The sequence below is a fragment of the Streptomyces sp. NPDC001889 genome, assembly GCF_053594535.1.
Genome location: NZ_JBSFER010000009.1, coordinates 122,949 through 146,119, shown reverse-complemented (window position 1 = coordinate 146,119; position 23,171 = coordinate 122,949). Strand labels below are relative to the sequence as shown.

20 protein-coding genes and 1 pseudogene are annotated in these 23,171 nt (G+C 75.4%); 12 read left to right on the top strand and 9 right to left on the bottom strand.

Annotated elements, in window-relative coordinates; translation table 11 throughout:
* Positions 1-6: 6 nt before the first annotated feature.
* Both ACWCRA_RS12270 and ACWCRA_RS12265 read right to left on the bottom strand, forming a co-directional pair.
* A complete protein-coding gene (locus ACWCRA_RS12270; RefSeq protein ID WP_351557797.1) occupies positions 7-885 on the bottom strand; it encodes a TetR family transcriptional regulator in 879 nt (292 codons plus the stop codon).
* Positions 886-1,033: 148 nt separating this feature from the next.
* The gene (locus tag ACWCRA_RS12265) at positions 1,034-2,815 is read right to left on the bottom strand and encodes a 3-hydroxyacyl-CoA dehydrogenase family protein (protein ID WP_451067390.1); all 1,782 of its coding nucleotides are present in this window, start codon (positions 2,813-2,815) and stop codon (positions 1,034-1,036) included.
* A gap of 394 nt (positions 2,816-3,209) precedes the next feature.
* On the opposite strand from ACWCRA_RS12265, the gene ACWCRA_RS12260 reads away from it, so the two are divergent.
* On the top strand, positions 3,210-3,776 hold the full coding sequence (locus tag ACWCRA_RS12260) for a HEAT repeat domain-containing protein (RefSeq protein ID WP_351557793.1): 567 nt from the start codon (positions 3,210-3,212) through the stop codon (positions 3,774-3,776).
* 23 nt (positions 3,777-3,799) lie between these two features.
* On the opposite strand, the gene ACWCRA_RS12255 is transcribed toward ACWCRA_RS12260, so the two are convergent.
* A complete protein-coding gene (locus ACWCRA_RS12255) occupies positions 3,800-4,402 on the bottom strand; it encodes a hypothetical protein (RefSeq protein WP_351557791.1) in 603 nt (200 codons plus the stop codon).
* On the opposite strand from ACWCRA_RS12255, the pseudogene ACWCRA_RS12250 reads away from it, so the two are divergent.
* Both ACWCRA_RS12250 and ACWCRA_RS12245 read left to right on the top strand, forming a co-directional pair.
* Positions 4,356-4,787 (top strand): annotated as a pseudogene (locus tag ACWCRA_RS12250) (helix-turn-helix domain-containing protein); the annotation flags it as partial. The gene ACWCRA_RS12255 and the pseudogene ACWCRA_RS12250 overlap by 47 nt on opposite strands.
* A gap of 1,080 nt (positions 4,788-5,867) precedes the next feature.
* On the top strand, positions 5,868-6,485 hold the full coding sequence (locus ACWCRA_RS12245; protein ID WP_451067438.1) for a hypothetical protein: 618 nt from the start codon (positions 5,868-5,870) through the stop codon (positions 6,483-6,485).
* A 15-nt stretch (positions 6,486-6,500) separates the two neighbouring features.
* Here the strand turns inward: ACWCRA_RS12245 and ACWCRA_RS12240 are convergent, their stop codons facing one another.
* Positions 6,501-7,562 carry an Rv2578c family radical SAM protein gene (locus ACWCRA_RS12240; RefSeq protein ID WP_451067389.1) on the bottom strand — a complete coding sequence of 354 codons (1,062 nt, stop codon included), beginning with the start codon at positions 7,560-7,562 and terminating at the stop codon, positions 6,501-6,503.
* A 165-nt stretch (positions 7,563-7,727) separates the two neighbouring features.
* On the opposite strand from ACWCRA_RS12240, the gene ACWCRA_RS12235 reads away from it, so the two are divergent.
* The 6 genes from ACWCRA_RS12235 to ACWCRA_RS12210 all read left to right on the top strand — a co-directional run bounded on the left by ACWCRA_RS12235 (position 7,728) and on the right by ACWCRA_RS12210 (position 14,676).
* Positions 7,728-8,195 (top strand): SRPBCC family protein, encoded by a 468-nt coding sequence (locus tag ACWCRA_RS12235; protein ID WP_351557787.1) that lies wholly within the window; start codon positions 7,728-7,730, stop codon positions 8,193-8,195.
* A gap of 143 nt (positions 8,196-8,338) precedes the next feature.
* Entirely contained in the window at positions 8,339-9,016 is a 678-nt protein-coding gene (locus ACWCRA_RS12230) for a hypothetical protein (RefSeq protein WP_451067388.1), read from the top strand.
* A 360-nt stretch (positions 9,017-9,376) separates the two neighbouring features.
* Complete coding sequence (locus ACWCRA_RS12225; RefSeq protein ID WP_351557783.1) at positions 9,377-10,210, top strand: M55 family metallopeptidase; 834 nt, start codon at positions 9,377-9,379, stop codon at positions 10,208-10,210.
* 1 nt (position 10,211) lies between these two features.
* Entirely contained in the window at positions 10,212-11,573 is a 1,362-nt protein-coding gene (locus ACWCRA_RS12220; RefSeq protein ID WP_451067433.1) for a M20/M25/M40 family metallo-hydrolase, read from the top strand.
* Between the two features lie 71 nt (positions 11,574-11,644).
* Entirely contained in the window at positions 11,645-13,690 is a 2,046-nt protein-coding gene (locus ACWCRA_RS12215; RefSeq protein ID WP_451067387.1) for a prolyl oligopeptidase family serine peptidase, read from the top strand.
* Complete coding sequence (locus ACWCRA_RS12210) at positions 13,687-14,676, top strand: S66 peptidase family protein (RefSeq protein WP_451067386.1); 990 nt, start codon at positions 13,687-13,689, stop codon at positions 14,674-14,676. Before ACWCRA_RS12215 ends, ACWCRA_RS12210 begins: the two co-directional genes overlap by 4 nt.
* A 270-nt stretch (positions 14,677-14,946) precedes the next feature.
* Here the strand turns inward: ACWCRA_RS12210 and ACWCRA_RS12205 are convergent, their stop codons facing one another.
* Both ACWCRA_RS12205 and ACWCRA_RS12200 read right to left on the bottom strand, forming a co-directional pair.
* Complete coding sequence (locus ACWCRA_RS12205) at positions 14,947-16,011, bottom strand: adenosine deaminase (protein ID WP_351557777.1); 1,065 nt, start codon at positions 16,009-16,011, stop codon at positions 14,947-14,949.
* 43 nt (positions 16,012-16,054) lie between these two features.
* Positions 16,055-16,801, bottom strand: coding sequence for a GntR family transcriptional regulator (locus ACWCRA_RS12200; protein WP_351557775.1), 747 nt, complete (start codon positions 16,799-16,801; stop codon positions 16,055-16,057).
* Between the two features lie 153 nt (positions 16,802-16,954).
* Between ACWCRA_RS12200 and ACWCRA_RS12195 the strand changes: the two genes are divergently transcribed.
* The 3 genes from ACWCRA_RS12195 to ACWCRA_RS12185 all read left to right on the top strand — a co-directional run bounded on the left by ACWCRA_RS12195 (position 16,955) and on the right by ACWCRA_RS12185 (position 19,973).
* A complete protein-coding gene (locus ACWCRA_RS12195) occupies positions 16,955-17,197 on the top strand; it encodes a LapA family protein (RefSeq protein WP_351557773.1) in 243 nt (80 codons plus the stop codon).
* 29 nt (positions 17,198-17,226) lie between these two features.
* Entirely contained in the window at positions 17,227-17,907 is a 681-nt protein-coding gene (locus ACWCRA_RS12190) for a GNAT family N-acetyltransferase (protein WP_451067385.1), read from the top strand.
* Between the two features lie 89 nt (positions 17,908-17,996).
* A complete protein-coding gene (locus tag ACWCRA_RS12185) occupies positions 17,997-19,973 on the top strand; it encodes a DUF5107 domain-containing protein (RefSeq protein ID WP_451067384.1) in 1,977 nt (658 codons plus the stop codon).
* 178 nt (positions 19,974-20,151) lie between these two features.
* Here the strand turns inward: ACWCRA_RS12185 and ACWCRA_RS12180 are convergent, their stop codons facing one another.
* The 3 genes from ACWCRA_RS12180 to ACWCRA_RS12170 form a co-directional block, all read right to left on the bottom strand.
* On the bottom strand, positions 20,152-20,505 hold the full coding sequence (locus tag ACWCRA_RS12180) for a VOC family protein (protein ID WP_351557767.1): 354 nt from the start codon (positions 20,503-20,505) through the stop codon (positions 20,152-20,154).
* Between the two features lie 91 nt (positions 20,506-20,596).
* Positions 20,597-21,406 carry a methyltransferase domain-containing protein gene (locus tag ACWCRA_RS12175; protein ID WP_351557765.1) on the bottom strand — a complete coding sequence of 270 codons (810 nt, stop codon included), beginning with the start codon at positions 21,404-21,406 and terminating at the stop codon, positions 20,597-20,599.
* A 101-nt stretch (positions 21,407-21,507) separates the two neighbouring features.
* Positions 21,508-23,031 (bottom strand): phosphatase PAP2 family protein, encoded by a 1,524-nt coding sequence (locus ACWCRA_RS12170; RefSeq protein ID WP_451067383.1) that lies wholly within the window; start codon positions 23,029-23,031, stop codon positions 21,508-21,510.
* Positions 23,032-23,171 lie beyond the last annotated feature (140 nt).

Sequence of the window (23,171 nt, the reverse complement as noted above, 5' to 3'; positions counted from 1 at the left end):
GTCCGGTCAGCCCCGGTGCTCCCGGAGCGCGCGCTCGATGGTCCGCATCACATCGCCGAGCGGCGCGTCCGTGCGCGCCACCGTCACCAGCACCTCGTCCCGCACGGTCGCGGAGAGCGGCCCGCCGGCTCCCGCGGCCGGGTCGTCGGGGGCCTCCCGGGTGTCCGGCGCGCTCTCGGCGGCCCGGGGGCGGCCCGCGCCGATCCCCGTGCCGAAGGTGTCCCGGACGATCGCGAAGGCGTGGTCCAGCTGCGCCTCCACATCGCCCTGCCCGCCCGCCCGCAGCCACCGGCGCAGCACGTGGTTGTGCGCGGTGACCACGGCGGACGCGGCCACCTCCGCCAGCAGCGGATCGTCGTTGCCGTCGTGGTGGTCGCGCTCGTCGAAGTGGCCCAGCAGATAGCGGGTGAAGAGCCGTTCGTACCGCGCCACCGAGGCGATCTCGCGCTCCCGGAGCGTGGGCACCTCCCGGGTCAGCCGGTACCGCTCCACGGAGACCGCGGGGGAGGCCGCGTACATCCGCATGACCTCCTTGATGCCCCGGCACACCGTGTCCAGCGGATGCTCGTGCGCCGGGGCCGCGTTCAGCACCGCCTCGGCCCGTACGAGGGTGTCGTCGTGGTCCGGGAAGATCGCCTCCTCCTTGGAGCGGAAGTGGCGGAAGAACGTCCGGCGAGCGACCCCGGCGGTGGCCGCGATCTCGTCCACGGTCGTCGCTTCGTACCCCTTGGAGGCGAACAGCTCCATGGCCGCCGCCGCCAGCTCACGGCGCATCTTGAGCCGCTGGGCGGCGGCGCGGGTGCCCGCGGCGCTCCCGGGAGCGTCGGCGGTGGTCTTCGGGCGGGTGGCCTTGGCGGGCTGGGACATGACCCGAACGTACTGCATACGCGCGGGACGGCGCGCCCGCGGGTGGAGCCCGCCGGGGCCCGGCGGGGCGGGTCCGGGCGGCCCGCCCCGCTCCCCCGGGACGGGCGCTCCCCGGCGCGGCGGGCCGGGTGCCTCCCGGCCCGCCCACTCCTTCGGGCCCGGCCGGTCAGCGCCGGGCATGGGCGCGGAAGCCGCGCCCCGTCTTCCGGCCGAGGCACCCGGCGGCCACCAGATGCTCCAGCAGCGGCGCGGGCGCGAGCCCCGGCTCCCGGAACTCGCGGTGCAGCACCCGCTCGATCGCCAGCGAGACATCCAGCCCCACCGTGTCGAGCAGCTCGAACGGCCCCATCGGATAGCCGCCGCCCAGCCTCATCGCCGCGTCGATCTCGTCCAGGGACGCGTAGTGCTCCCCGACCATCTTGACCGCGTTGTTGAGGTACGGGAACAGCAGCGCGTTGACGATGAACCCGGCCCGGTCGCCGCAGTCCACCGGGTGCTTCTTGAGGGAGGCGGTCACCGCCCGGACCGTGGCGTGCGTCTCGTCGGAGGTGAGCACCGTACGGACGACCTCGACCAGCCTCATCGCCGGCGCCGGGTTGAAGAAGTGCATCCCGATGACGTCCTCGGGGCGGCCGGTGGCCCGCGCGCAGGCCACCACGGGCAGCGAGGAGGTGGTGGTGGCGAGCACCGTGCCCGGCCCGCAGACCTTGTCCAGCGCCGCGAACAGCCCCCGCTTGACCTCCAGATCCTCGGCGACCGCCTCCAGCGCCAGATCCACCCCCGCGAAGGAGTCGAGCGAGCCGGCCGCGACGATCCGCTCCAGCGCCCCTTCCCTCGCCTCGGCCGTCAGCCGGCCCTTCGCGACGGAACGGGCCAGCGAGGCCGCGATCCGGTCCCGGGCCCGCCCCGCCTTCTCCGCGCCGCGCGCGGCCATCACCACGTCGTAACCCGCCTTGGCGAAGACCTCGGCGATCCCGCTCGCCATGGTTCCCGAGCCGGCCACCCCCACCGCGCGGACCTCCCGGCCCGCCGGGGCCGCCGGGCCCGGGCGCGGGGTGAGGGCGTCCGGCACCACGGCCGATGTCCTCCGGCCCGCGTAGGAGTAGAAGCCGCGCCCCGCCTTGCGCCCGGTGAGACCGGCGTCGGCGAGCTGCCGCAGCACCGGGGCCGGCGCGTGCAGCCGGTCGCCGGACTCGGCGTACATCGCCTCCAGGACGGTGCGGGCGGTGTCGATGCCGACCAGGTCGAGCAGGGCCAGCGGGCCCATCGGCAGACCGCAGCCGAGCCGCATCGCCGCGTCGATGTCCTCGCGGGAGGCGTACTTGGCCTCGTACATCGCCGCGGCCTGGTTGAGATAGCCGAACAGCAGCCCGTCCGCGACGAATCCGGGCCGGTCGCCCGCCGCGACCGGCTCCTTGCCCAGCTCGCGGGCGAGCGCGGTGACGGCTTCCACGGCGGCCGGCGAGGTCAGCACCGACGAGACCACCTCGACCAGCCGCATCACCGGCGCCGGGTTGAAGAAGTGCATGCCGAGCACCCGTTCGGGGTGGGCCGAACCGGCGGCCAGCCGGGTCACGGAGAGCGCGTTGGTGCCGGTGGCGATGAGGGCGCCGGGGCGGAGCACGCCGTCCAGCACCCTCAGCACCTCCTCCTTGGCCGCGTACGACTCGGGCACCAGCTCGATGACCAGATCGGCGTGGGCGGCGGAGCGGAGATCGGCGGAGGTGTGGAACCGGGTGAGGATCTCCCGGCGCTCCGCCGCGGTGATCCGGCCGCGCTCCACCGAGCGGAGCGTGGCGGTCTCCAGCGAGGTGACGGCCCGGCGGGCCGCCCGGTCGCAGAGGTCGATGCCGATGACCTCGCGCCCCGCGGTGGCGAGGACTTCGACGACACCGGTGCCCATGGTGCCGAGGCCGACGACGGCGATGGTGTGGAGAGGGATGTCCATCGGGGGACTCCAGGGTGAGGGACGGCTGCGGGAAGGCCGGCGCGAGGGCGCGCGTACGCCTCGCGTGGGTGCGGGAGTGCCCGCGCCGGGGGAGTGGGGCGCCCCGGGCGGCACACGCGCCGATCACCGGCCGTGGTGCTGGGCGGCGGGCCCTGTCCCGGGGCCGCGCCGTACGAGGCGCGCGAACCGACACGCGCGCCCGGCTGTTCCGCCGAACCGACCGCAACCGCGGTGGCTGCGTCACCAGGCCACCGTGAGCTGTGCGGGCTGAGCTGTACGGGGGTTACCCGCTCAGATGAGGTTAACTGGCGAGTAACGAGCGCACCAGACCCGTGCGGGTGTGATCTGGGTCGCCGCGCTGACCCCGCCGGGCCGCGTCGATACGCTGACGTGCATGGACGACGAACTACACGCGCTGGCCCGGCGGTTGCGGGGTGAGTCCGGCGGTTCGGCGGCGTACGAACGGCTGCTGGCGACCGAGGACCACGAGGAGCTGGCGGGCGTCCTCACCGAGGACCGGCGCCCGTTGTGGGCACGGGAGCTGGCCGCGTTCCGGCTGGGGTGCGCGGGCGACCGCAGAGCCTTCGAGGCGCTGGTGCTGCTCCTCAACCACCGCGACCCCGAGCGCTGTGTCTCCGCCGCGCACGCCCTGTTCGTCCTGGCCGACGGGCGCACCGCCCGGGCCGCCGCCGCGCTCGCCACCAATGAACTGCGGGTGGCCTACGCCCTGGTGCCGGTCCGGCTGCTCACCCGGCTGCGCGCCCCGGAGTCCGCACCGGCGCTGATCACCGTACTGCGCCGCAGACTCGTGCCGGGAGATCCGCACTGGCGGGTGGCGCTGGCCTGTGTGGAGGGGCTGGGGGCGCTCGGCGACGGCCGCGCGGACGCGGTGCTGACGGCGGCCCGCGCCCACCCCCGGCTCACGGCGGCGGCGGAGGCGGCCCGCGCGCGACTCGGCTGAGGCGCGCGGACCGCCTCGCCCGGTCAGTGGAGCTTGGTGACCGAGGTGCTCGCCGTCGTGCGGAAGCCCTTCAGCGGGGCGCCCCCGAGATCGCCCATCTGCCCCCAGCCGACCACGGTCACCGTCCTGCCGTCCCGGCCCACGGAGTGGAGCGAGATGTCGTCCGTGCCCACCACGGGGTCGGTGGTGTCGACGCTGTAGACGTGGACGCCCTCCTCGACGGCGATCCTCCCGTGGTACCGGTCCTTCCCCTGGAGGGTGGGGTACTGCTTCCGGAGCCGCTCCAGGCAGCCGTCCAGCGCGGCGCGCACCCGGGTCACCAGCGCCTTCGCCCCGGCCTCGGAGGCCGCGACGGTGACGGTCTGATGGGCCGAGGTCTCCAGCTCGGTACGGAAGGTGCGGTAGGTGCTGGACGGCTTCGGCAGCACCGCGCCGACGCAGTGGTCGTCGGCGGTGCCCGCCTTCACCCTGTCCGCCGTCCAGGCGGTGGCGGAGGCGGGCAGTTCCTTCGCCGCGAGGAGCCTCGGCTTCGCCGGGGCGGCGCCGGCGGTGGTGGCGGCGGAGAGCGTGGTGATCGTCATGGTCACGGCCACGGCGGCCACGGTGGCGGTGCGGAGCTTCGTCATGGAACGGGTTCCCCCTCGGTGGGTCGTCGGCGGTACGTTCCACAGCTTCGGCGGGCCGCCGGGGCCGGGACAAGCGATCCGGGCACCGTCGCCGGGGTGGAACCATTCCACCCCCGCTGACGTGGGAGTACGCACGAGGGTGGAACGCCGCCCCGGAACGGTCGGGGGGAGGGTGGGGCGGTTGAGCACGGGGGAGTCGGCCACCGAGGTGTTCGCGCGGCGGCTGCGCGCGGTACGGGAGGAGTCGGGGCGCAGCTACGGCGCGCTGGCGCGCCGGGCCGGGGTCAGCGCGTCGACCCTGCACCGCTACTGCTCGGGTCACTCGGTGCCGGTGGAGTTCGCTCCGGTGGAGCGGCTGGCCCGGCTCTGCGGCTGCCGCGGGGAGGAGCTGGTGGCGCTGCACCGCCTCTGGATGCGGGCCGACGCGGAACGCGGCCACCGTCGGCCCCCGACCGCACCGCCGCCCCCGCCGACCACGACGGAACCGGCCGCCGCCGGGGCGGCTGTACCGGGTGGGGTGTGTTGTGTTGAGCCGGGGGTTCCGTCGGGGTCGGGGTCCGGGTCCGGTTCGGTGCCGGTGGCCGGGGGGCCGGGGCGGGTCCGGGCCGCCGGGTCTTCCGCCCCGGGTGGGGCGCGTGGTGCCGAGTCGGGGGTTCCGGCGGGGCTCGGCGGTTCGTCCGGCTCGGTGCCGGTGGCTGAGCAGCCCGGGCGGGGCGAGTCGGCCGAGTCCTCTGTTCCGGGTGGGGCGTGTGGTGCCGAGGCGGGTGTTCTGTCCGGGTCCGGGTCTGGCTGGGTGCCGGTGGCTGGGCAGCCCGGGCGGGGCGAGTCGGCCGAGTCCTCTGTTCCGGGTGGGGCGCGTGGTGCCGAGGCGGGTGTTCTGTCCGGGTCCGGGTCCGGGTCCGGGTCCGGTTCGGTGCCGGTCGCCGGGGGGCCGGGGCGGGTCCGGGCCGCCGGGTCTTCCGCCCCGGGTGGGGCGCGTGGTGCCGAGGCGGGGGTTCCGCCCGGGGCCGGGTCCGGTTCGGTGCCGGCTGTTGGGGAGCCGGGGCGGCGCGAGGCGTCCCCCTCCGCCTCCGCCGGGCCGGTGGTTCCGGGAGCTTCCGCTTCGGCCCTCGGGCACGGGAGGTTCCGGTGGAGGCGGGCCGGGCTCGTGGGCGCCGTGGTGGTCGCGGGTGTCGCCGGGCTGATCGCGCTCCCGGGCGCCGGGGCGCCGGACGGGCCCGAGGCGGACCGGCGGGGCGCCGCCGCGCGGCAGCCCGCGGGCGCCCCCGCCGCCTCGGCGCTCGCCACCGGGCGGCCCGTGCCGCCCTCCCCGGCGCCGAGCGCGCCACGGGGGAGCGCCGCCCCCACGGCGCAGCCGGACCCGGGGCGACGGGCACCGGCGCCCTCCGCGCCCCCCGCCCCCTCCGCGCCGTCCGCCTCGGCATCCCCGGCCTCCCCGCGCCCCGGAGGACGGCCCCCCTTCACCGTGCGGAGCGAACACCACGTGTGGCGGTACGGCTGCGACCACACCTATCTCGTACCGCGCGGCCCCGCCGCCGTCCCGCCGCCCCCGGCCGAGGCCGACGCCGGACCCTGGGCGGCGGCCCTCGGGGCGGTCCACGGCGGCGAGACCATCGTCCGGTTCACCGTGCAGGGCCGGGGCGAGGAGGCGGTGGTCCTCCAGGCGCTCCGGGTCCGGGTGGCCGCCCGGCGCGCGCCGCTGGAGCGGAGCGCGTACCGGATGAGCCTGGGCTGCGGCGGCTCCCTCACTCCCCGGTTCTTCGACGCCGACCTCGACCGCCCCCGCCCCGTCGCGCGCGCCGTGGCGGGCAGCGACGCGGGCACGGAGATCCCCGCCGTCTCCCTCCCCTACCGGGTCTCGGTGACGGACCCGGAGGTCGTTCTGGTCACCGGCCGTACGGCACAGTGCGACTGCGACTGGTATCTGGAGCTGGAGTGGAGCAGCGGGGACCGCTCCGGCACGGTGCGGATCGACGACAACGGGCGCCCGTTCCGCACCAGCGCGGTGCGGGACGGACCCGTCCACGAGTACGACACCGGCACCGGCGGCTGGGTGCGGACCGGGCCGGCGGGGGAGTCCTGACGCCGGGCCGGCGGCTCACATCAGCGTGAGTTGGGTCTGTCCGGGGTCGCCGCCGGGCCGCTCGGTCCCGGCAGGCCGCCCGGTCCGTGCGATCCGCCGGGGCGCGCCCCGGTCCGCCGGCCCGATGCCGAACTCCGCCGCCAGTTCGTGCACCTGGCGGGTGATCCGGCGCTGGTACCAGGTGGGCGCGTACGCCCCTGCCGCGTACAGCCGCTCGTAGCGTTCCACGAGCCCGGGGTGGTGCTCCCGGAGCCAGGCCATGAACCACTCGCGGGCCCCGGGCCGCAGATGCAGGACGAGCGGTGTCACCGAGGTGGCCCCGGACGCGGCGATCGCCGCCACCGTCGCCCGCAGCTCCTCGGGGTGGTCGCCGAGGAACGGGATCACCGGGGCCATCAGCACACCGCAGCCGATCCCGCGCCCGGTCAGGGCGCGGACCACATCGAGCCGGCGCTCGGGGGACGGGGTCCCCGGCTCGACGGTGCGCCACAGGGCGTGGTCCGTGAAGCCGACCGAGACGGAGATGCCGACGTCCGTCACCTCTGCGGCCTCCACCAGCAGCTCCAGATCCCGCAGGATCAGCGTCCCCTTGGTGAGGATCGAGAACGGATTGGCCCGGTCGCGCAGTGCCTCGATGATCCCGGGCATCAGCCGGTAGCGCCCCTCCGCGCGCTGGTAGCAGTCGACATTGGTGCCCATCGCCACATGCGCGCCCTGCCAGCCCCGCGCGCCGAGCTGGCGGCGCAGGACCTCGGCCGCGTTGGTCTTGACCACGATCTGGGAGTCGAAGCCGAGACCGGTGTCGAGATCCAGATAGCTGTGGGTCTTGCGGGCGAAGCAGTACACACAGGCGTGCGTGCAGCCCCGGTAGGGGTTCACCGTCCATTCGAACGGCATCCGGGAGGCCCCCGGTACCCGGTTCAGAATCGAACGCGCCCGCACCTCGTGGAAGGTGATGCCGCGGAACTCGGGTGTGTCGAAGGTTCTCGTCCGCACGGCGGACGCGGCGAACAGCGCGGCGTCCCCGGTCGCGGGCCGCGGGGCCGACGGGGTGTCGGCGAGATGGTCCCAGCGCATGGTCGCCTCCTCGGTAGAGCTGTTCCCGACAATAGAACATTTGTTCCCATGATCGCCGGGGGCCGGAGGTCCGGGGCCCCGGATTTGGGTGGCCGCACCCGAGGTGGTTGGCTATGCCAGGCCCATGCGGCACCCCCTGAACAACCGAGTGCTGGAGGAACAGCTATGGCGCAGGTCGAGGCCACGACTGAACGGATCATCGCGGCGGACGCGGAGACCGTGATCGACACACTGGCCGACTACGCGAACACCCGCGCGGCGCTCCTGCCCGGCCAGTTCAGCGAGTACGAGGTGCGCGAGGGCGGCGACGGCGAGGGCACCCTCGTCCACTGGAAGCTCCAGGCCACCAGCAAGCGCGTCCGGGACTGTCTGCTGGAGGTCACCGAGCCGGTCGACGGCCAGCTCGTCGAGAAGGACCGCAACTCCTCGATGGTCACCACCTGGACCGTCACCCCGGCCGGCGAGGGCCGCTCCAGGGCCGTCGTCACCTCCGTCTGGAACGGCGCGACCGGCATCGGCGGATTCTTCGAGCGGACCTTCGCCCCCAAGGGACTCGCCCGTATCCACGACGCCGTGCTGGCGAACCTCGCGGCGAAGGTCGAGAAGCCCGCCGGGGAGAAGAGCGGCTCCTAGCCACGGGCCGCGGCGTGGTGCGGCGCTCCCGGTCCGTGCGCGGGCGCACAACCTATTCCGCCGTTGCCCCGCGCGCGATGTCCGCGGCGCCGTACCGTGGGGCCAGCCGCCCATCCCGGCGGCGGGGAAGGAGCCTCCCACCCATGGACCGTGGCATTCCGCCGAGGAGGCCACAGCGGTACACCGTGGCCGGCCGGATTCCGCTGGCCGTGGTGGTCGTGGACCGCGAGGGACTGGTGTCGCACTGGTCCGCCGGGGCGCGCGGGCTGTTCGGGCCCGCCCATGAGGACGCGGTGGGCAGGCCCGCCGACGATCTGCTCCCGGTCTCCGGGGCCCTGGTGGCGGACGGCGAGTACACGGCGTACGACAGCGGCCCGGGACCCGGCGTCCCGCCGGCCGGCCGCACCCCCTTCCCGACCGCGGGCCGCGCCCGGCTCCCGGCGCCTGGGCGGGCCCGTGTCGATGTGCTCTGGTGGGGCTACCCCATGGCCGGGCCGGGTGCCGGACGGCTCCTCGTGCTCGCCGCCGACGCCGCCCGGCTGGGCGGCCGGACCGGCGGCACCCGGCGCATCGCGCCCGGCTTCGCCCGGCACGCCGAGGTCCCCGGGGCGCGCGAACTGGCCCGCGGGCTACCCCGCGTCCTCCCCGGCATGACCGCCCGGGAGACCGGCCGCGCCGTCGCCCGCATCCTCGACCTGGGCTATCCGGTGGTGGAGGCAGGCCGGCACGGCAGGGTCGCGGTCACCCCCGACTGGTCCGTGCCCCGTCCCGCCGGGCGCCGCGGGGCCGCCGGAGCCGGCCCGCGGCACGCCCTCGGGTAAGGGAACCGCCGCCGCCTCCCCCGGCTGTGCGAGGCCCACCAGCGCCACCGTCGTCAGCAGACCCGTCAGTACCGCGCTCCGCAGTCGCTTCACTCTCCGCGTTCCTTCCCGTCGGTTCCCGTCCCGGGCCGGGACGGGAACATCGTGACGGGCCCGCCCTTCGCGAACCTTGCCGAATCCTTGCCCCGGCACCGCCCGGGGCGCACCGCCCCGGGCGCACCCCCTCCCCGAGTGCTCCGGCGCGCCCCCCTCTCACACCCCGAACCCGCCCCCCGGCGACGGCGCGCACACCCCGGACCGTGCGCGCACCGTGACCCGGTCCCCCTTCAGCTCGCCGATCCGGGAGGGTTAGGGTGAATCATGAAGATCCTGATCAGTGCCGATATGGAAGGCGCGACCGGAGTCACCTGGCCGGCGGATGTGCTGCCGGGCCACGCCCAGTGGGAGCGGTGCCGGTCCCTGTTCACCTCCGACGTGAACGCGGCGGCGCTCGGCTTCTTCGACGGCGGCGCCGATGAGGTGCTCATCAACGAGGCCCACTGGTCCATGCGCAACCTCCTCCTGGAGCGGCTCGACGACCGCGCCCAGATGCTGACGGGCCGGCACAAGTCGCTCTCCATGGTGGAAGGCGTCCAGCACGGCGACGTGGACGGCATCGCCTTCGTCGGCTACCACACCGGCGCCGGCACCGAGGGCGTCCTCGCCCACACCTATCTCGCCAACCAGCTCACCGGCGTCTGGCTGAACGGCGTCCGCGCCAGCGAGGGACTGCTCAACGCCCATGTCGTCGCCGAGTACGGCGTCCCGGTCGTCCTGGTCACCGGGGACGATCTGACCTGCGTCGACGCCGGGCTCTACGCACCGGACGCCCGCAAGGTCGCGGTCAAGGACCATGTCTCGCGGTACGCCGCGGTCTGCCGCACGCCCGCCCGTACCGCCGCCGACATCCGCGCCGCGGCCAAGGACGCGGCGGCGCTGGCCGTCCGGCACGAGCCGGTGCGCGGCGGCCCGTTCACCATGGAGCTGGAGTTCGACGCGGAGCACCTCGCCGCGGCGGCGACCGTGGTGCCCGGTGTCCTGGGCAGCGGGGAACGCCGGGTCAGCTACCCCAGCGACACCATGTACCAGGCCATCCGTACCTTCAAAGCGGTCACGACGATCGTCTCGGCGGCCGTGGAGGAGCAGTATGGCTGACATGAACGCGCACCACGGCCCCACCAGCCCCACTGACCCCACCAGCCCCATCGATCAGCGGGCCCTCGACGAGGTGGTGACCTTCACCTCCGAGCTCATCCGGATCGACACCACCAACCGGGGCGGCGGCGACTGCCACGAGCGCCCCGCCGCCGAGTACACCGCCGAGCGCCTGGCCGCCGCCGGACTCGAACCCACCCTGCTGGAGCGCACCCCCGGGCGCGCCAACGTCGTCGCCCGGATTCCCGGCACCGACCCCGGCGCCGACGCCCTGCTGGTCCACGGACATCTCGACGTGGTGCCCGCCGAACCCGCCGACTGGACGGTCCACCCCTTCTCCGGCGAGGTCCGCGACGGGGTCGTCTGGGGCCGGGGCGCCGTCGACATGAAGAACATGGACGCGATGATCCTCGCCGTCGTGCGGGCCTGGGCGCGCGCGGGCGTCCGGCCCCGCCGGGACATCGTCATCGCCTACACCGCCGACGAGGAGGACAGCGCCGCCGACGGCGCCGGGTTCCTCGCCGACCGCCACCCGGGGCTCTTCGAGGGGTGCACCGAGGGCATCAGCGAGTCCGGCGCCTTCTCCTTCCACGCCGGGCAGGGCATGACGCTCTACCCGATCGGCGCGGGGGAGCGCGGCACCGCCTGGCTCAGGCTCACCGCCCACGGCAGGGCGGGACACGGCTCCAAGGTCAACCGCGCCAACGCGGTCAGCAGGCTCGCCGCCGCCGTCGCCCGCGTCGGCGAGCACGACTGGCCGGTGCGGCTCACCCCCACCGTCCGCGCCGCCCTCGCCGAACTGGCCCTGCTGCACGGCATCGACACCGATGTCCACGCCCCCGGCTTCGACGCGGACGCGCTGGTCGGCAAGCTCGGCCCGGCCTCAGCCCTGGTCGAACCGGTGCTGCGCAACAGCGCCAACCCGACCATGCTCGACGCCGGATACAAGGTCAATGTGATCCCCGGGCAGGCCACCGCCCACATCGACGGACGGATGCTGCCCGGCGGCGAGGACGAGTTCCGGGAGACGATGGACCGGCTCACCGGACCGAACGTGGAGTGGGAGTTCCAGCACCGCGAGGTGCCCCTCCAGGCGCCCGTCGACTCACCCACGTACGAGAAGCTCCGTGCCGCGATCGAGCACTTCGACCCGGCCGGGCACGCCGTGCCGTACTGCATGTCGGGCGGCACCGACGCCAAGCAGTTCGCCCGCCTCGGCATCACCGGCTACGGCTTCTCGCCGCTGAAGCTCCCCGTGGGCTACGACTACGCGGCCATGTTCCACGGCGTCGACGAGCGGGTCCCGGTCGAGGGACTGCACTTCGGCGTCCAGGTGCTGGACCGCTATCTGCGCACGGCGTAGACACACACCGGACACGGCGACGCGGCACGGCACACCACATCCGGCCCGCGGACGATCAGGGGAAGAGGGACATGGCAGCGACAGGCCCGTACGGCAGTTGGCCGTCGCCCATCGACGCGGCGCTCGCGGCGTCGCACGACGGGCGGCCCGAGTTCCTCGGCAGGGTGGGCGCGGAGATCTGGTGGACCGCGCCCCGCCCCGCCGAGGGCGGCAGACGAGCCCTGATCCGGCGCCGCGCCGACGGCACCGAGGAGTCCGTGCTCCCCGAGCCGTGGAACGTCCGCAGCCGGGTCATCGAGTACGGCGGGCACCCCTGGGCCGCCGTGGAGCGCGCCGACGGGACCCCGCTCGCCGTCTTCGTCCACCACCCCGACCAGCGGCTGTACGTCTGTGAGCCGGACACCCCCGGCGCGGTGCCGCGCCCGCTCACCCCCCTGTCACCGCTCGGCGGCGGGCTGCGCTGGGCCGATCTGCGGATCGACACCGGGCGCGGCGAGGTCTGGGGGGTGCTGGAGGAGTTCACCGGAGCAGAGCCCACCGAGGTGCGCCGGGTGATCGCCGCCGTGCCGCTGGACGGCTCGGCCGCCCAGGACCGGGGCGCGGTACGGGAACTCTCCGGCGACCGGCACCGCTTCGTCACCGGCCCCCGGCTCTCCCCGGACGGCCGGCGCGCCGCCTGGATCGCCTGGGACCACCCCCGGATGCCGTGGGACGGCACCGAGGTGATGGTGGGCGAGGTGCCGGAGAGCGGGCCCTTCACCGGAGTGCGCCGGGTGCTCGGCGGACCGGAGGAGTCGGTCTGCCAGGCGGAGTGGGCGCCGGACGGCTCCCTGCTCTTCCTCACCGATGAGAACGGCTGGTGGGAGCCGCGCCGCCTGCCCGCCGGCGCGCTCGACGGCCCGGCGGATTCGGGAGGCGGACTCCTCGTGGGGCCCGCCGCCGGCCATGTCACCACCGACGCCCTGTGCACCGGCCGGGAGGAGGAGTTCGGCGGCCCGCTCTGGAAGCTCGGCAGCCAGTGGCTCCACCCGCTGGAGAACGGGCTGATCGCCGTGGTCCACGGCAAGGGCACCACGGCGCTGGGCATTCTCGACCCGGAGACCGGGGAACTCGTCGACGCGGTGGGCCCCTGGACCGAGTGGGCCCCCACGCTCGCCGTCCTCGGCGACCGGGTGATCGGCGTCGCCGCCGGACCCCTCGGCGGCCACGAGGTCGTGGAGCTGGACACCCGCACCGGCCACACCCGGGTCATCGGCGCCGCGCACACCGACGCCGTGGACCCGGCCCACTACCCCGAACCCGAGCCGCGCGTCTTCACCGGACCGGACGGCCGGGAGATCCACGCCTGTGTCCATCCGCCGCGCCACCCGGAGTGGACCGGGCCCGAGGGCGAGCTGCCGCCCTACGCGGTGTGGGTGCACGGCGGCCCCACCGGCCACGCCCCGCTCGCCCTCGATCTGGAGATCGCCTACTTCACCTCGCGCGGCATCGGTGTCGTCCAGGTCAACTACGGCGGCTCCACCGGATACGGCCGGGAGTACCGCGAGCGGCTGCGCGGGGAGTGGGGCGTCGTCGATGTCGAGGACTGCGCGGCCGTCGCGCTGGCCCTCGCCGCCGAGGGCACCGCCGACCCCGGGCGTCTCGCCATCCGGGGCGGCAGCGCGGGCGGCTGGACCGCCGCCGCCTCCCTGGCCGCCACCGATGTCTATGCCTGCGGCGCCATCAGCTACCCCGTCCTCGACCCGATGGGCTGGGCCGACGGCGGCACCCACGACTTCGAGTCGCGGTATCTGGAGTCGCTGATCGGTCCGGTCGACGAGGTGCCCAGCCGCTACCTCCAGCGCTCCCCGCTCCGCCGCGCCGACGCCGTCACCGCGCCGTTCGTGCTGCTCCAGGGGCTGGACGACCCGGTCTGTCCGCCCGAGCAGAGCGAACGGTTCATCGCCCGGATCGCGGGCCGGGGCGTCCCGCACGCCTATCTCGCCTTCGTGGGGGAGAGCCATGGCTTCCGGATGGCCGGGACCCTGGTCCGCGCTCTGGAGGCGGAGCTCTCGCTGTACGCGCAGACCTTCGGCTTCCCCCGTACCGACATCCCCCCGCTGGAGCTGGCCCCATGACCCGGTCCGTCCCGTCCGTCCCGTCCGTCCCGTCCGTCCCGTCCGCTCCGCACGCCCGGGTGACTCCGCTGACCCGGCCCCGGCGGCTCCGGTCCGGCGACCGGGTCGCCGTCGTCGCCCCCAGCGGGCCCGTCCCCGGCGACCGGCTCGACGAGGGCCTGGAGATCCTCCGCTCCTGGGGTCTCGATCCGCTCGTGATGCCGCATGTCCGCGAGCGCCATCCGCGGTTCGGCTATCTCGCGGGCCACGACGCCGACCGCGCCCGGGAGCTGACGGAGGCCTGGTGCGATCCGTCGGTCTCCGCCGTCCTCTGCGCCCGGGGCGGGTACGGCGCCCAGCGGATGGCCGACCGGCTCGACTGGAGCGCGATCCGGGCCGCCGGGCCCAAGGTGTTCGTCGGGTACAGCGACATCACCGCACTCCACGAGGCCTTCGCGACCCGGATGGGGCTCGCCACCCTGCACGGCCCGATGGTCGCCGCGCTGACCTTCCTGAAGGACGGCGCCACCCGGGAGTCGCTGCGGGCCACCCTCTTCGAACCGGAGTCGGTGCGTACGGTCGGGGCGCCCGCGGCCCGTCCCCTGGTCCCCGGCCGGGCCCGGGGCGTCACCCTCGGCGGCTGCGCCAGCCTGCTCGCCGCCGATCTGGGCACTCCGCACGCCCGGCCGTCCGCCGCCGGCGGGCTGCTGCTCCTGGAGGACGTGGGGGAGGAGGACTACCGCCTCGACCGCATCCTCACCCAGTTGCTGCGCGGTGGCCGGCTGGACGGCGTCGCCGGGATCGCGCTCGGCTCCTGGGCGGAGTGCGGTCCCTACGAGGGTGTACGGGAGGTGCTGCGGGACCGTCTCGGCGGGCTGGGGGTGCCGGTGGTGGAGGAGCTGGGCTTCGGCCACGGCGAGAGCAACGCGACGGTGCCGCTGGGGGTGTCCGCCGTGCTCGACGCGGACGCGGGCACCCTGACGCTGGACGAGCCGGCCCTGCTCTGAGCCCGTGGGGCCCGGGACCGGCCCGCCCGGCCGGTCCCGTGGCCCGCTCGGCGGTGCGGTGCGCCGATCCGGCGGCACCGGCCGGTGCCGCCGAGGGACCCGCCGGTTCCGGGCCGCCGGTCACCGCCGCCCACTCGGCCCCGCCCCGGCGCCGACCGGGCCCCGCCCCGCCGACGCCGTCCCGGGAGCCGGAGGGCCCGCCCCGGCGCGCACGCTCCCGGGCCGCGGTCTCCGGGAAGCCGGCCCCGCCGCCCGTACCCCGGCGCGGGGTCAGCGCAGGGCCGCGTACCCCGGGCGGATGACCTCGTCGATCAGCCGGCGGCGCTCCGGCAGCGGCAGGAAGGCCGCCTCGACCGCGGCCACCGTCAGCTCCTCGAAGACCTCGGGACCGTATCCGAAGGCCGTCGCCATGTGCGCGAACTCCTGGCTCATCGTGGTCCCCGACACCAGCCGGTTGTCCGTGTTGAGCGTGGTGCGGAAGCCGAGCCGGCGCAGCAGGTCGACCGGGTGGGTGGCGTAGTCCTTCGCGGCGCCCGTCTGGAGGTTGGAGGTCGGGCAGACCTCCAGGGCGATCCCGTTGTCCCGGACATAGGCCGCGAGGCGGCCCAGCGTGGCGGTGCCGTCCTCGTGGACGGTGATGTCGTCGGTGATCCGCACCCCGTGCCCGATCCGCTCGGCGCCGCAGATCTGCACCGCCTCGTGGATGGACTCCGCGCCGACGGCCTCGCCCGCGTGGATGGTGAAGTGGCAGTTGTGCCGCTTCAGGTGCCGGAAGGCGGGCAGGTGGCGGGCGGGCGGATTGCCGATCTCGCCGCCCGCGATGTCGAAGCCCGCGACCCCGTTGTCGCGGTGGGCGACGGTCAGCTCCGCTATCTCCAGGGAGCGGTCGGTGTGGCGCATCCCGGTGAGCAGGGCGCGCACCGTGATCCGTCCGCCGCTGCGGCGCTCGCCCTCGCGGAATCCGGTGTTGACGGCCTCGACCACCTCGTCCAGGGTCAGCCCCCGCTCCAGGTGCTGCTCGGGGGCGTACCGCACCTCGGCGTAGACCACGCCGTCGTCCGCCAGGTCCTCGGCGCACTCCGCCGCGATCCGCTCCAGCGCCTCACGGGTCTGCATCACCGCGCAGGTGTGGGCGAAGGTCTCCAGATACCGCTCCAGCGAGCCGGAGTCCGCCGCGTCCCGGAACCAGACCGCGAGCGCGGCCGGGTCCTCGGTGGGCAACTGGCGGTAGCCGTGCTCCCGGGCCAGTTCGATGATCGTCGCGGGGCGCAGCCCGCCGTCGAGGTGGTCGTGGAGTACGGCCTTGGGCGCGCGGAGGATGTCAGACAAGTGCATGGCCCGGGAGTGTACGGCACGGCGGCGCGCGGCGCTTCGGCGGTCAGTTCGACTGCACCACGGGGAGCGCCGGAGCGCCGGTCGGCAGCATGTGCTTCGCCGCCAGGACCGGGGTGTCCCCGCTCCGCACCACCTGGGTGACCAGCACGGCCGGGGTGTCCGGCGCGCGGTCGAGCTGCTCCCCGCGCCGCTGCCCCAGCAGGGTCGCGCTCACGGCGCTGTGCGCGGTCAGGGCGAGCCCCCGGGAGGCGGAGCAGAGCACCGAGAGCATCGACCCGTCCCCGGCGCCGGGCGAGCGCAGCGCCCCGGCGAACGCCGGATGCGCCCTCTCCAGTACGTCGTCGGGGGCCGCCCACTCCTGGCTGAGCACCCCTGCCGTCCCCTCGCCGGTCAGTACCGACTCCCAGAACCGCAGCTCGGAACCGGCCGGGGCGAGCAGCTGCTGGGTGCTGAAGTCGGTCGGCTCCTCGACGGCGCGCAGCAGCGGGCGCACCCGCAGCGCCGGGCCGGCCGCGAGCAGCTCCTCCAGGGGGCGCAGCAGCTCGTAGCCGCGCCGAGGGGGGCTGTCGTTGACGGTTCTGCCCACCCCCCGGCGCACCGAGAGCAGGCCGTCCTCCTGGAGCAGCAGCAGCGCCTCGCGCAGGGCGGGCCGGCTCACCCCCAGCTCGGTCGCGAGACGCGGCTCGGACGGCAGGGTGGAGCCCGGGGGATAGGTGCCGTCGTGGATGGCGTCCGCGATCCGCTCGTACAGGACGACGACCGGCCTGCGCTGCGGGCGGCTGACTGTCACGGGCTCCTCCTGGGGTGCTGCTGGGGTGCTGCGTATCCGGATGCCATGGAACGGTCTCAGCTTGTCAGACAGGGAGCGGGTGTGGGGTCGCTGTCTCACCCGTACGGCCCGCTCCACCGCACCACCGGCCCGGCCCGGGCCCATTCTGGTGCCATGAGCGCCAGGAAATCACCGGAAGCCGGGAGGGGCGGCGTCGGGGAGTGGTTCACTCCCGCGAGGACCGCGGTCACCGTGCTCGCGGTCCTCGCCGTCGTCCTCATCGCCGAGAACACCGGGGAGGTCAGGATCAGGGTGCTGATCCCCGTGGTCACCATGCCGCTCTATCTGGCGCTGCTCGCGATGTTCGTCATCGGCGCGCTCTGCGGGGGCCTTCTCTTCCGCCGCCGCCCCCGCTGACCCCCGGGCCGGGTGGATAGCCTGGCCGGATGCCCGCCACCGCCCCGGACCCCGCCGACGACCGGTCCCCCGACTCCGCCGCCGGAGCCCCCGCCCCGGCTCCCGCCCCCGCCCCCGCCGTCGGGCCCGTCACCCGCGCCCTCCCGGCGCCCGTCCCGCTGGCCACCGGCCCCCGGACCGTGATCCGCGCCCTCACCCCCGGCGACGGCGCCGAGTTCACCGCCGGGGCCCGGGCGAGCACCGGCCTCCACCGGCCCTGGCTCTTCCCGCCCCGCACGGACCGCGCGTACGAGGAGTACGCGGACCGGCTCATCGAGGACCCGGCCCGCGCGGGCCTTCTCGTCCTGGAACGCGCGTCGGGCCGGATCGCCGGCTTCATCAACATCAACAACATCGTCGCCGGCGCCTTCCGCGGCGGCGCCCTCGGCTACGGCGCCTTCGCCCACGCCGCCGGGCGCGGGCTGATGGGCGAGGGCCTCTCCCTGGTGCTGCGGTACGCCTTCGGCCCGCTGGGGCTGCACCGCCTGGAGGCCAATGTCCAGCCGGGGAACACCGCCTCCATCGCGCTGGTGCGCCGCGCGGGCTTCCGGCTGGAGGGCTTCTCGCCCGACTTCCTCCACATCGACGGCGCCTGGCGCGACCACGAACGCTGGGCGATCACCAGCGAGATGCTCCCGCCCGACGGCCGCGCCGAAGTCCGGCGCGCGTGACCCCTGTTCGGCGCGGCGGCGAGACGGTTCCATGGTCACCGGGCCGCCCGCGCCGTAGGCGGCCCTTCCGCGAGTGAAGCGAGGTTGCCTTGGCCACGACCGTGCGGCGTACCGTACTGACCCTCCCCGCCGCGCCCGTGGGCCCGGCGAATCCGCTGCCCGCGCTCCGCCCGCTCCCGGCTCCGCACTCCGTCGACGAGCGCACCCGGCGCGATCTGCCGCGCGACATGGCCCGCCAGATCGGGTACGAGCCGCCGCGCACCGTGCTGCCCGCGCGGATGCTCGACGGCTACGGCCGCGACCGCGCCCCCGCCGGATTCGACGCCGTCGTCATCGAGAACGAGCGGCTGCGGGCCACCGTGCTGCCGGGCCTCGGCGGCCGGGTCCACTCGCTGTACCACAAGCCCACCGACCGGGAACTCCTCTACCGCAACCCCGTCTTCCAGCCCGCCGACTTCGCCCTGAACGGCGCCTGGTACTCCGGTGGCATCGAGTGGAACATCGGCGCCACCGGCCACGGGACCCTCTCCGTCGCCCCGCTGCACGCGGCCGTCGTCCCCGCCCCCGACGGCGGGGAGATGCTCCGGCTCTGGGAGTGGGAGCGGCTGCGCGATCTTCCGTTCCAGGTCGATCTGTGGCTGCCCGCCGACTCCGACTTCCTCCATGTCGGCGTACGCGTCCGCAATCCGCACGAGCGGCCGGCACCGGTCTACTGGTGGTCCAACACCGCCGTCCCGGAGCACGGGCGGACCCGGGTCATCGCCCCCGCCGACGAGGCCTGGTACTTCGGCTACGAGCGCACCCTGCGCCGGGTGCCGGTGCCGGACTACCGGGGCGAGGACCGGACGTACCCGCTGCGCAGCGAACACCCCGCCGACTACTTCTACGAGGTGCCCGCCGGCGCCCGCCCGTGGATCGCCGCGCTCGACGGCGACGGCCGGGGCCTGGTCCAGACCTCCACCGACACCCTGCGCGGCCGGAAGCTCTTCCTCTGGGGCTCGGGCAGCGCGGGCCGGCGCTGGCAGCGCTGGCTGACCGAGCCGGGCACGGGCGGATACGCGGAGATCCAGGCCGGACTCGCCCGCACCCAGCTGGAGCACATCCGTCTCGACGAGGGCGCCGAGCTGAGCTGGCTGGAGTGCTACGGGCCCCTGGGCGCCGACTCCGGCACGGTGCACGGCAACAACTGGGCCGCCGCCTGCGCCGAGGTCGAGGCCCGGCTCGCCGGCGCCCTGCCGCGCCGGGCGGTGGAGGCCGCGTACACGGCCTGGCTGCCGCACGCCGACAGCGAACCGGCGCGCACCCTGGCCACCGGCTCCGGATGGGGCGCGCTCGAAGTGCTCCGCGGCGGGCTGAAGCTGCCCGGGACGCCCTTCGGGGAATCCACCCTCGGCGACGAACAGGCCCCCTGGCGCGCCCTGCTGACCACCGGGGTGCTCCCCGAGCCCCGCAGGGTCGCCCCGCCCGGGCCCTCGCTCGTCTCCCCGCACTGGCGGGACATGCTGGAGACCGCCCCGGCCGACCCGCTCACCGAGTACCACCTCGGCGTCGCCCAGTGGCACGCCGGCGATCTGGCCCAGGCCGTCCGGAGCTGGGAGCGCGGTCTCGCCCTCGCCCCCTCCCGCTGGCCGCTGCTGCGCGCGCTGGCCGTCGCCGACGAGGAGGGCGGCCACGGGGAGCGCGCCGCCGACCGCTATCTGGAGGCGTTCGACGACCTCTGCCAGGAGCGCCGCGACGACGGCGAGAGCTGGACGGCGGCGACCGCCGCGCTCGCCCGCGAGGCGATCGACGCGCTGCGCCGCGCGGGCCGCGCCGCCGAGGCCCGCTCGGTCTGGGACCGGCTGCGCCCCGAGATCCGGGCCCGGGGCCGGTTCCGGCTGCTCCACGCCCGGCTGCTGCTGGCCGAGGGCCGGCGCGAGGAGGCCCGCGCCGTCTTCGACGAGGGCATCGAGGTGGCGGATCTGCGGGAGGGCTCGGAGATCCTGGGCGAGGTCTGGGCCGAACTGACCGACGATCCGCTGCCCGAGGCGTACGACTACCGGATGCGGCCCCACCGCGCGCCGTAGGGTCTTTCGTCTGGATCTTGCCGGGCTCGTGCGCCCCGGCACCTCGCCGCGCTGTCGTCCATCACCCATGGCCCCCTGCGCCCTGGCGGGCGCGGGAGGTACCCCCACCGCGCGCCGTAGGAGCGGCGCCGGGCCCCCCGCGCACGGGCGTGTTCCCGCGCACGGGCGGGCCCGGGTGTCAGACGGACACCTTGCGGTCCACGTACTCGAAGACGGAGCCGTCGGGGTGGACGGCGATCAGATTCCGGCCCGCCGGGGTCGGCACCGGGCCCGCGACGATCCGCGCGCCGACCTCGGAGAGGGCGGTGTGCGCCTCCTCCACGTCCTGGACCGCGATCGTCGCCGTCACCTTGCGCAGCACATCGATCTCCGCGGCCGGGCCGCTCATCAGCAGGAAGCAGCCGACCGCCGCGACCGAGACACCCCCGCGCTCGAAGCGCTGCGGGGTGCTTCCGGTGAGCCGTGCGTAGACCGCCGTGGCCGCGTCCAGGTCGTCGACACAGATACGCAGCGTGGTTCCGAGGATCTCCATGACGGCGAGCCTAGTTCGGGTCGGAATCGATTGTCCCGCGCTCCCGCTGATCGGGCGCGCGCCGCACGGGACAGGGCCGGCGCCCCGGCGCTCAGGCGCGGCAGAGCAGTTCGCCGTGCGGGACCATGAACCAGGCGTCCGGGTGGGCGCCCCACTCCCGCCAGCCCTCCGCCACCGCCGCGAGCCGCGCGGTGGTGGTGTGGCCGCCGTCCACCGCGAGCCCGGCGTAGGAGGAGGCGGTCGTCCGGTCGGCCCACAGGCCGCTCCACCACGCGCGCTCGTCCGGGGTGGCGTAACACCAGGTGGAGGCCGTCGCGGTGAGATCGGTGAAGCCCGCGGCACGGGCCCAGGAGAGCAGCCGGCGCCCGGCGTCGGGCTCCCCGCCGGAGGCCCGGGCCACCCGGTGGTAGAGCTGGAGCCACTCGTCCAGCACCGGGGCCCCCGGGAACCAGGTGAAGGCGCCGTAGTCGGCGTCCCGTACCGCGACGATCCCGCCGGGGCGGCAGACCCGGCGCATCTCGCGCAGCGCCCGCACCGGGTCGCCCAGGTGCTGGAGCACCTGGTGGGCGTGGACCACGTCGAAGGAGTCATCGGGGAAGCCGAGTTCATTGACATCGGCCACGGCGAACCCGGTGTGTCCGAGCCCCCGTCCGGCCGCGAACTCCCGCGCCCGCTCGACGATCCCGGGCTCCCGGTCCACCCCGGTGACCCACCCGCCCGGGACCAGCTCCGCCAGATCGGCGGTGATGGTCCCGGGGCCGCAGCCGACGTCCAGGACCCGCATCCCGGGTCTCAGCTCGCCGACGAGGTACGCGGCGGAGTTGGCGGCCGTCCGCCAGGTGTGGGAGCGGAGCACGGACTCATGGTGGCCATGGGTGTACACGGCGGTCTCGCGCGGCATGGCGAACCTCCCTCTCGATGGCTCCCCATGGTCCCACTCAACTCATATGATGAGACCGGGTGTCTTGCCATGCGGACGCTCGCGAGTCGGCGGGGCGGGGCTCAGAGCAGGTTCTGCGGCCGGTACACCGTCAGCACCCCGGCCGCCTTGTCCACCGTCAGCTCCGCCGGGGCCTCCACCACCTCACCGTCGTACGCCATCGGCGTGCCCGGCTCCAGACCGGTGATCCGCAGCCGGTGCAACTGCTCCGCCGCGTGGACCGGGGAACGGCTCAGCGGGCCCGCGAGGGCCGCCGCCAGCAGCCGCAGCCCCGGCCACCGGCCGCCGTGGACCACCCGTACGTCCAGCAGCCCGTCGGAGAGGTCCTGGCGGTGCCCCGGGGTCGGCCCCATCCGCTGGTAGATCCCGTTCCCGGCGAACAGCAGCCACATCGGGCGCTCGCGGCCCTGCACCCCGGCCCTGAGCGGCCTGCCGTGCCGCAGCACCCGCGCCGCCGCCAGAATCCCGGCCGGCCAGCCGCCGATCCTCGGGGACCAGCGCTCCCGGATGTTCACCAGCTCCGGATAGACACCCAGACTGAAGGTGTTGAGGAAGTAACCGGGCCGGGACCCTTCCCCCTCCGGGTCATCCGCGCCGCCCGGACCCGGTGTGAAACGGCCCAGGTCGACCCGGACCGCGTCGCCGCTCTCCAGCGCCCGGCAGGTGTCGTCGAAGGTCTCGATCCCGAGGTCGTACGCGAAGTGGTTGAAGGTGCCGCCGGGGAACACCGCCAGCGGCACCCCCCGCTCCACCGCGACCGCCGCCGCGCCGTTGATCGTGCCGTCCCCGCCGATGATGCCCAGCGCCCGGCCGCGCTCGGCCGCCTTCTCCAGCTCCTGGTCCAGCTCGCCGGGCCCGCACTCCACGAACTCCGCCAGCGGCAGGGCCTCGCGCACCAGCGCCGCCGAGCCCGCCGAACCCGCGTCCCGGTTGGTCACGACCACCAGCCCCTCGCCCTGCGGCAGTGCCGGGGCCTCGGCCTGCGCCCGGCCGGGCGGCGGCAGCTGGGACCTGGTCGGCACCATCCCGCGCACCGCGAACGCCGCCCCCACCCCGAGGGCCGCGCCCACCAGCACATCGCTCGGATAGTGCGCGCCCGTGTACACCCGGGAGAACGCCACCGAGGCCGCCACCGGCGCGACCACCGCGCCCCAGCCCTTCGACTCCAGCGCGACACCCGTCGCGAAGGCCGCCGCCGACGCCGAGTGGCCCGAGGGGAAGGAGGTGGTGAACGGCTGCCGCTTGAGCTGCCGTATCACCGGCACCGTGTCGATCAGCGGGCGCGCCCGGCGCACCGAGCGCTTGCCCACCGTGTTGATGACCGCCGAGGCCAGCGCCAGCGACGCCATCCCGCGCACCGCCGCCCGCCGTGAGCGGACGCCCCGGCCCAGCACCGCGATCCCGGCCGCCGCACCCAGCCAGAGCAGCCCGTGGTCCGCGCTGTGGCTCAGCCGGGGCAGCACCGGCTCGGCCCCCGGCCAGCGGCGGGCGGCGACGGTGGCGAAGACCTTGCGGTCCCAGCGGCCGAGCAGCGCCGGCACTCCCTGCCGGGGAGGCGGATTTCCTTGTGTGTACGGAGTGGACATGGGTCGCGGTTACCCCGTAACCCGGGATGCCACGCCGGGCACCGCCCATTTCGCCGCGCCGGGCGCACCGCCCCGCCGGGACCGCCGCGCCGGGACCGCCCCGCCGGGACCGGCGCGCCGCGGGTCTGTCGCCGGGGGCC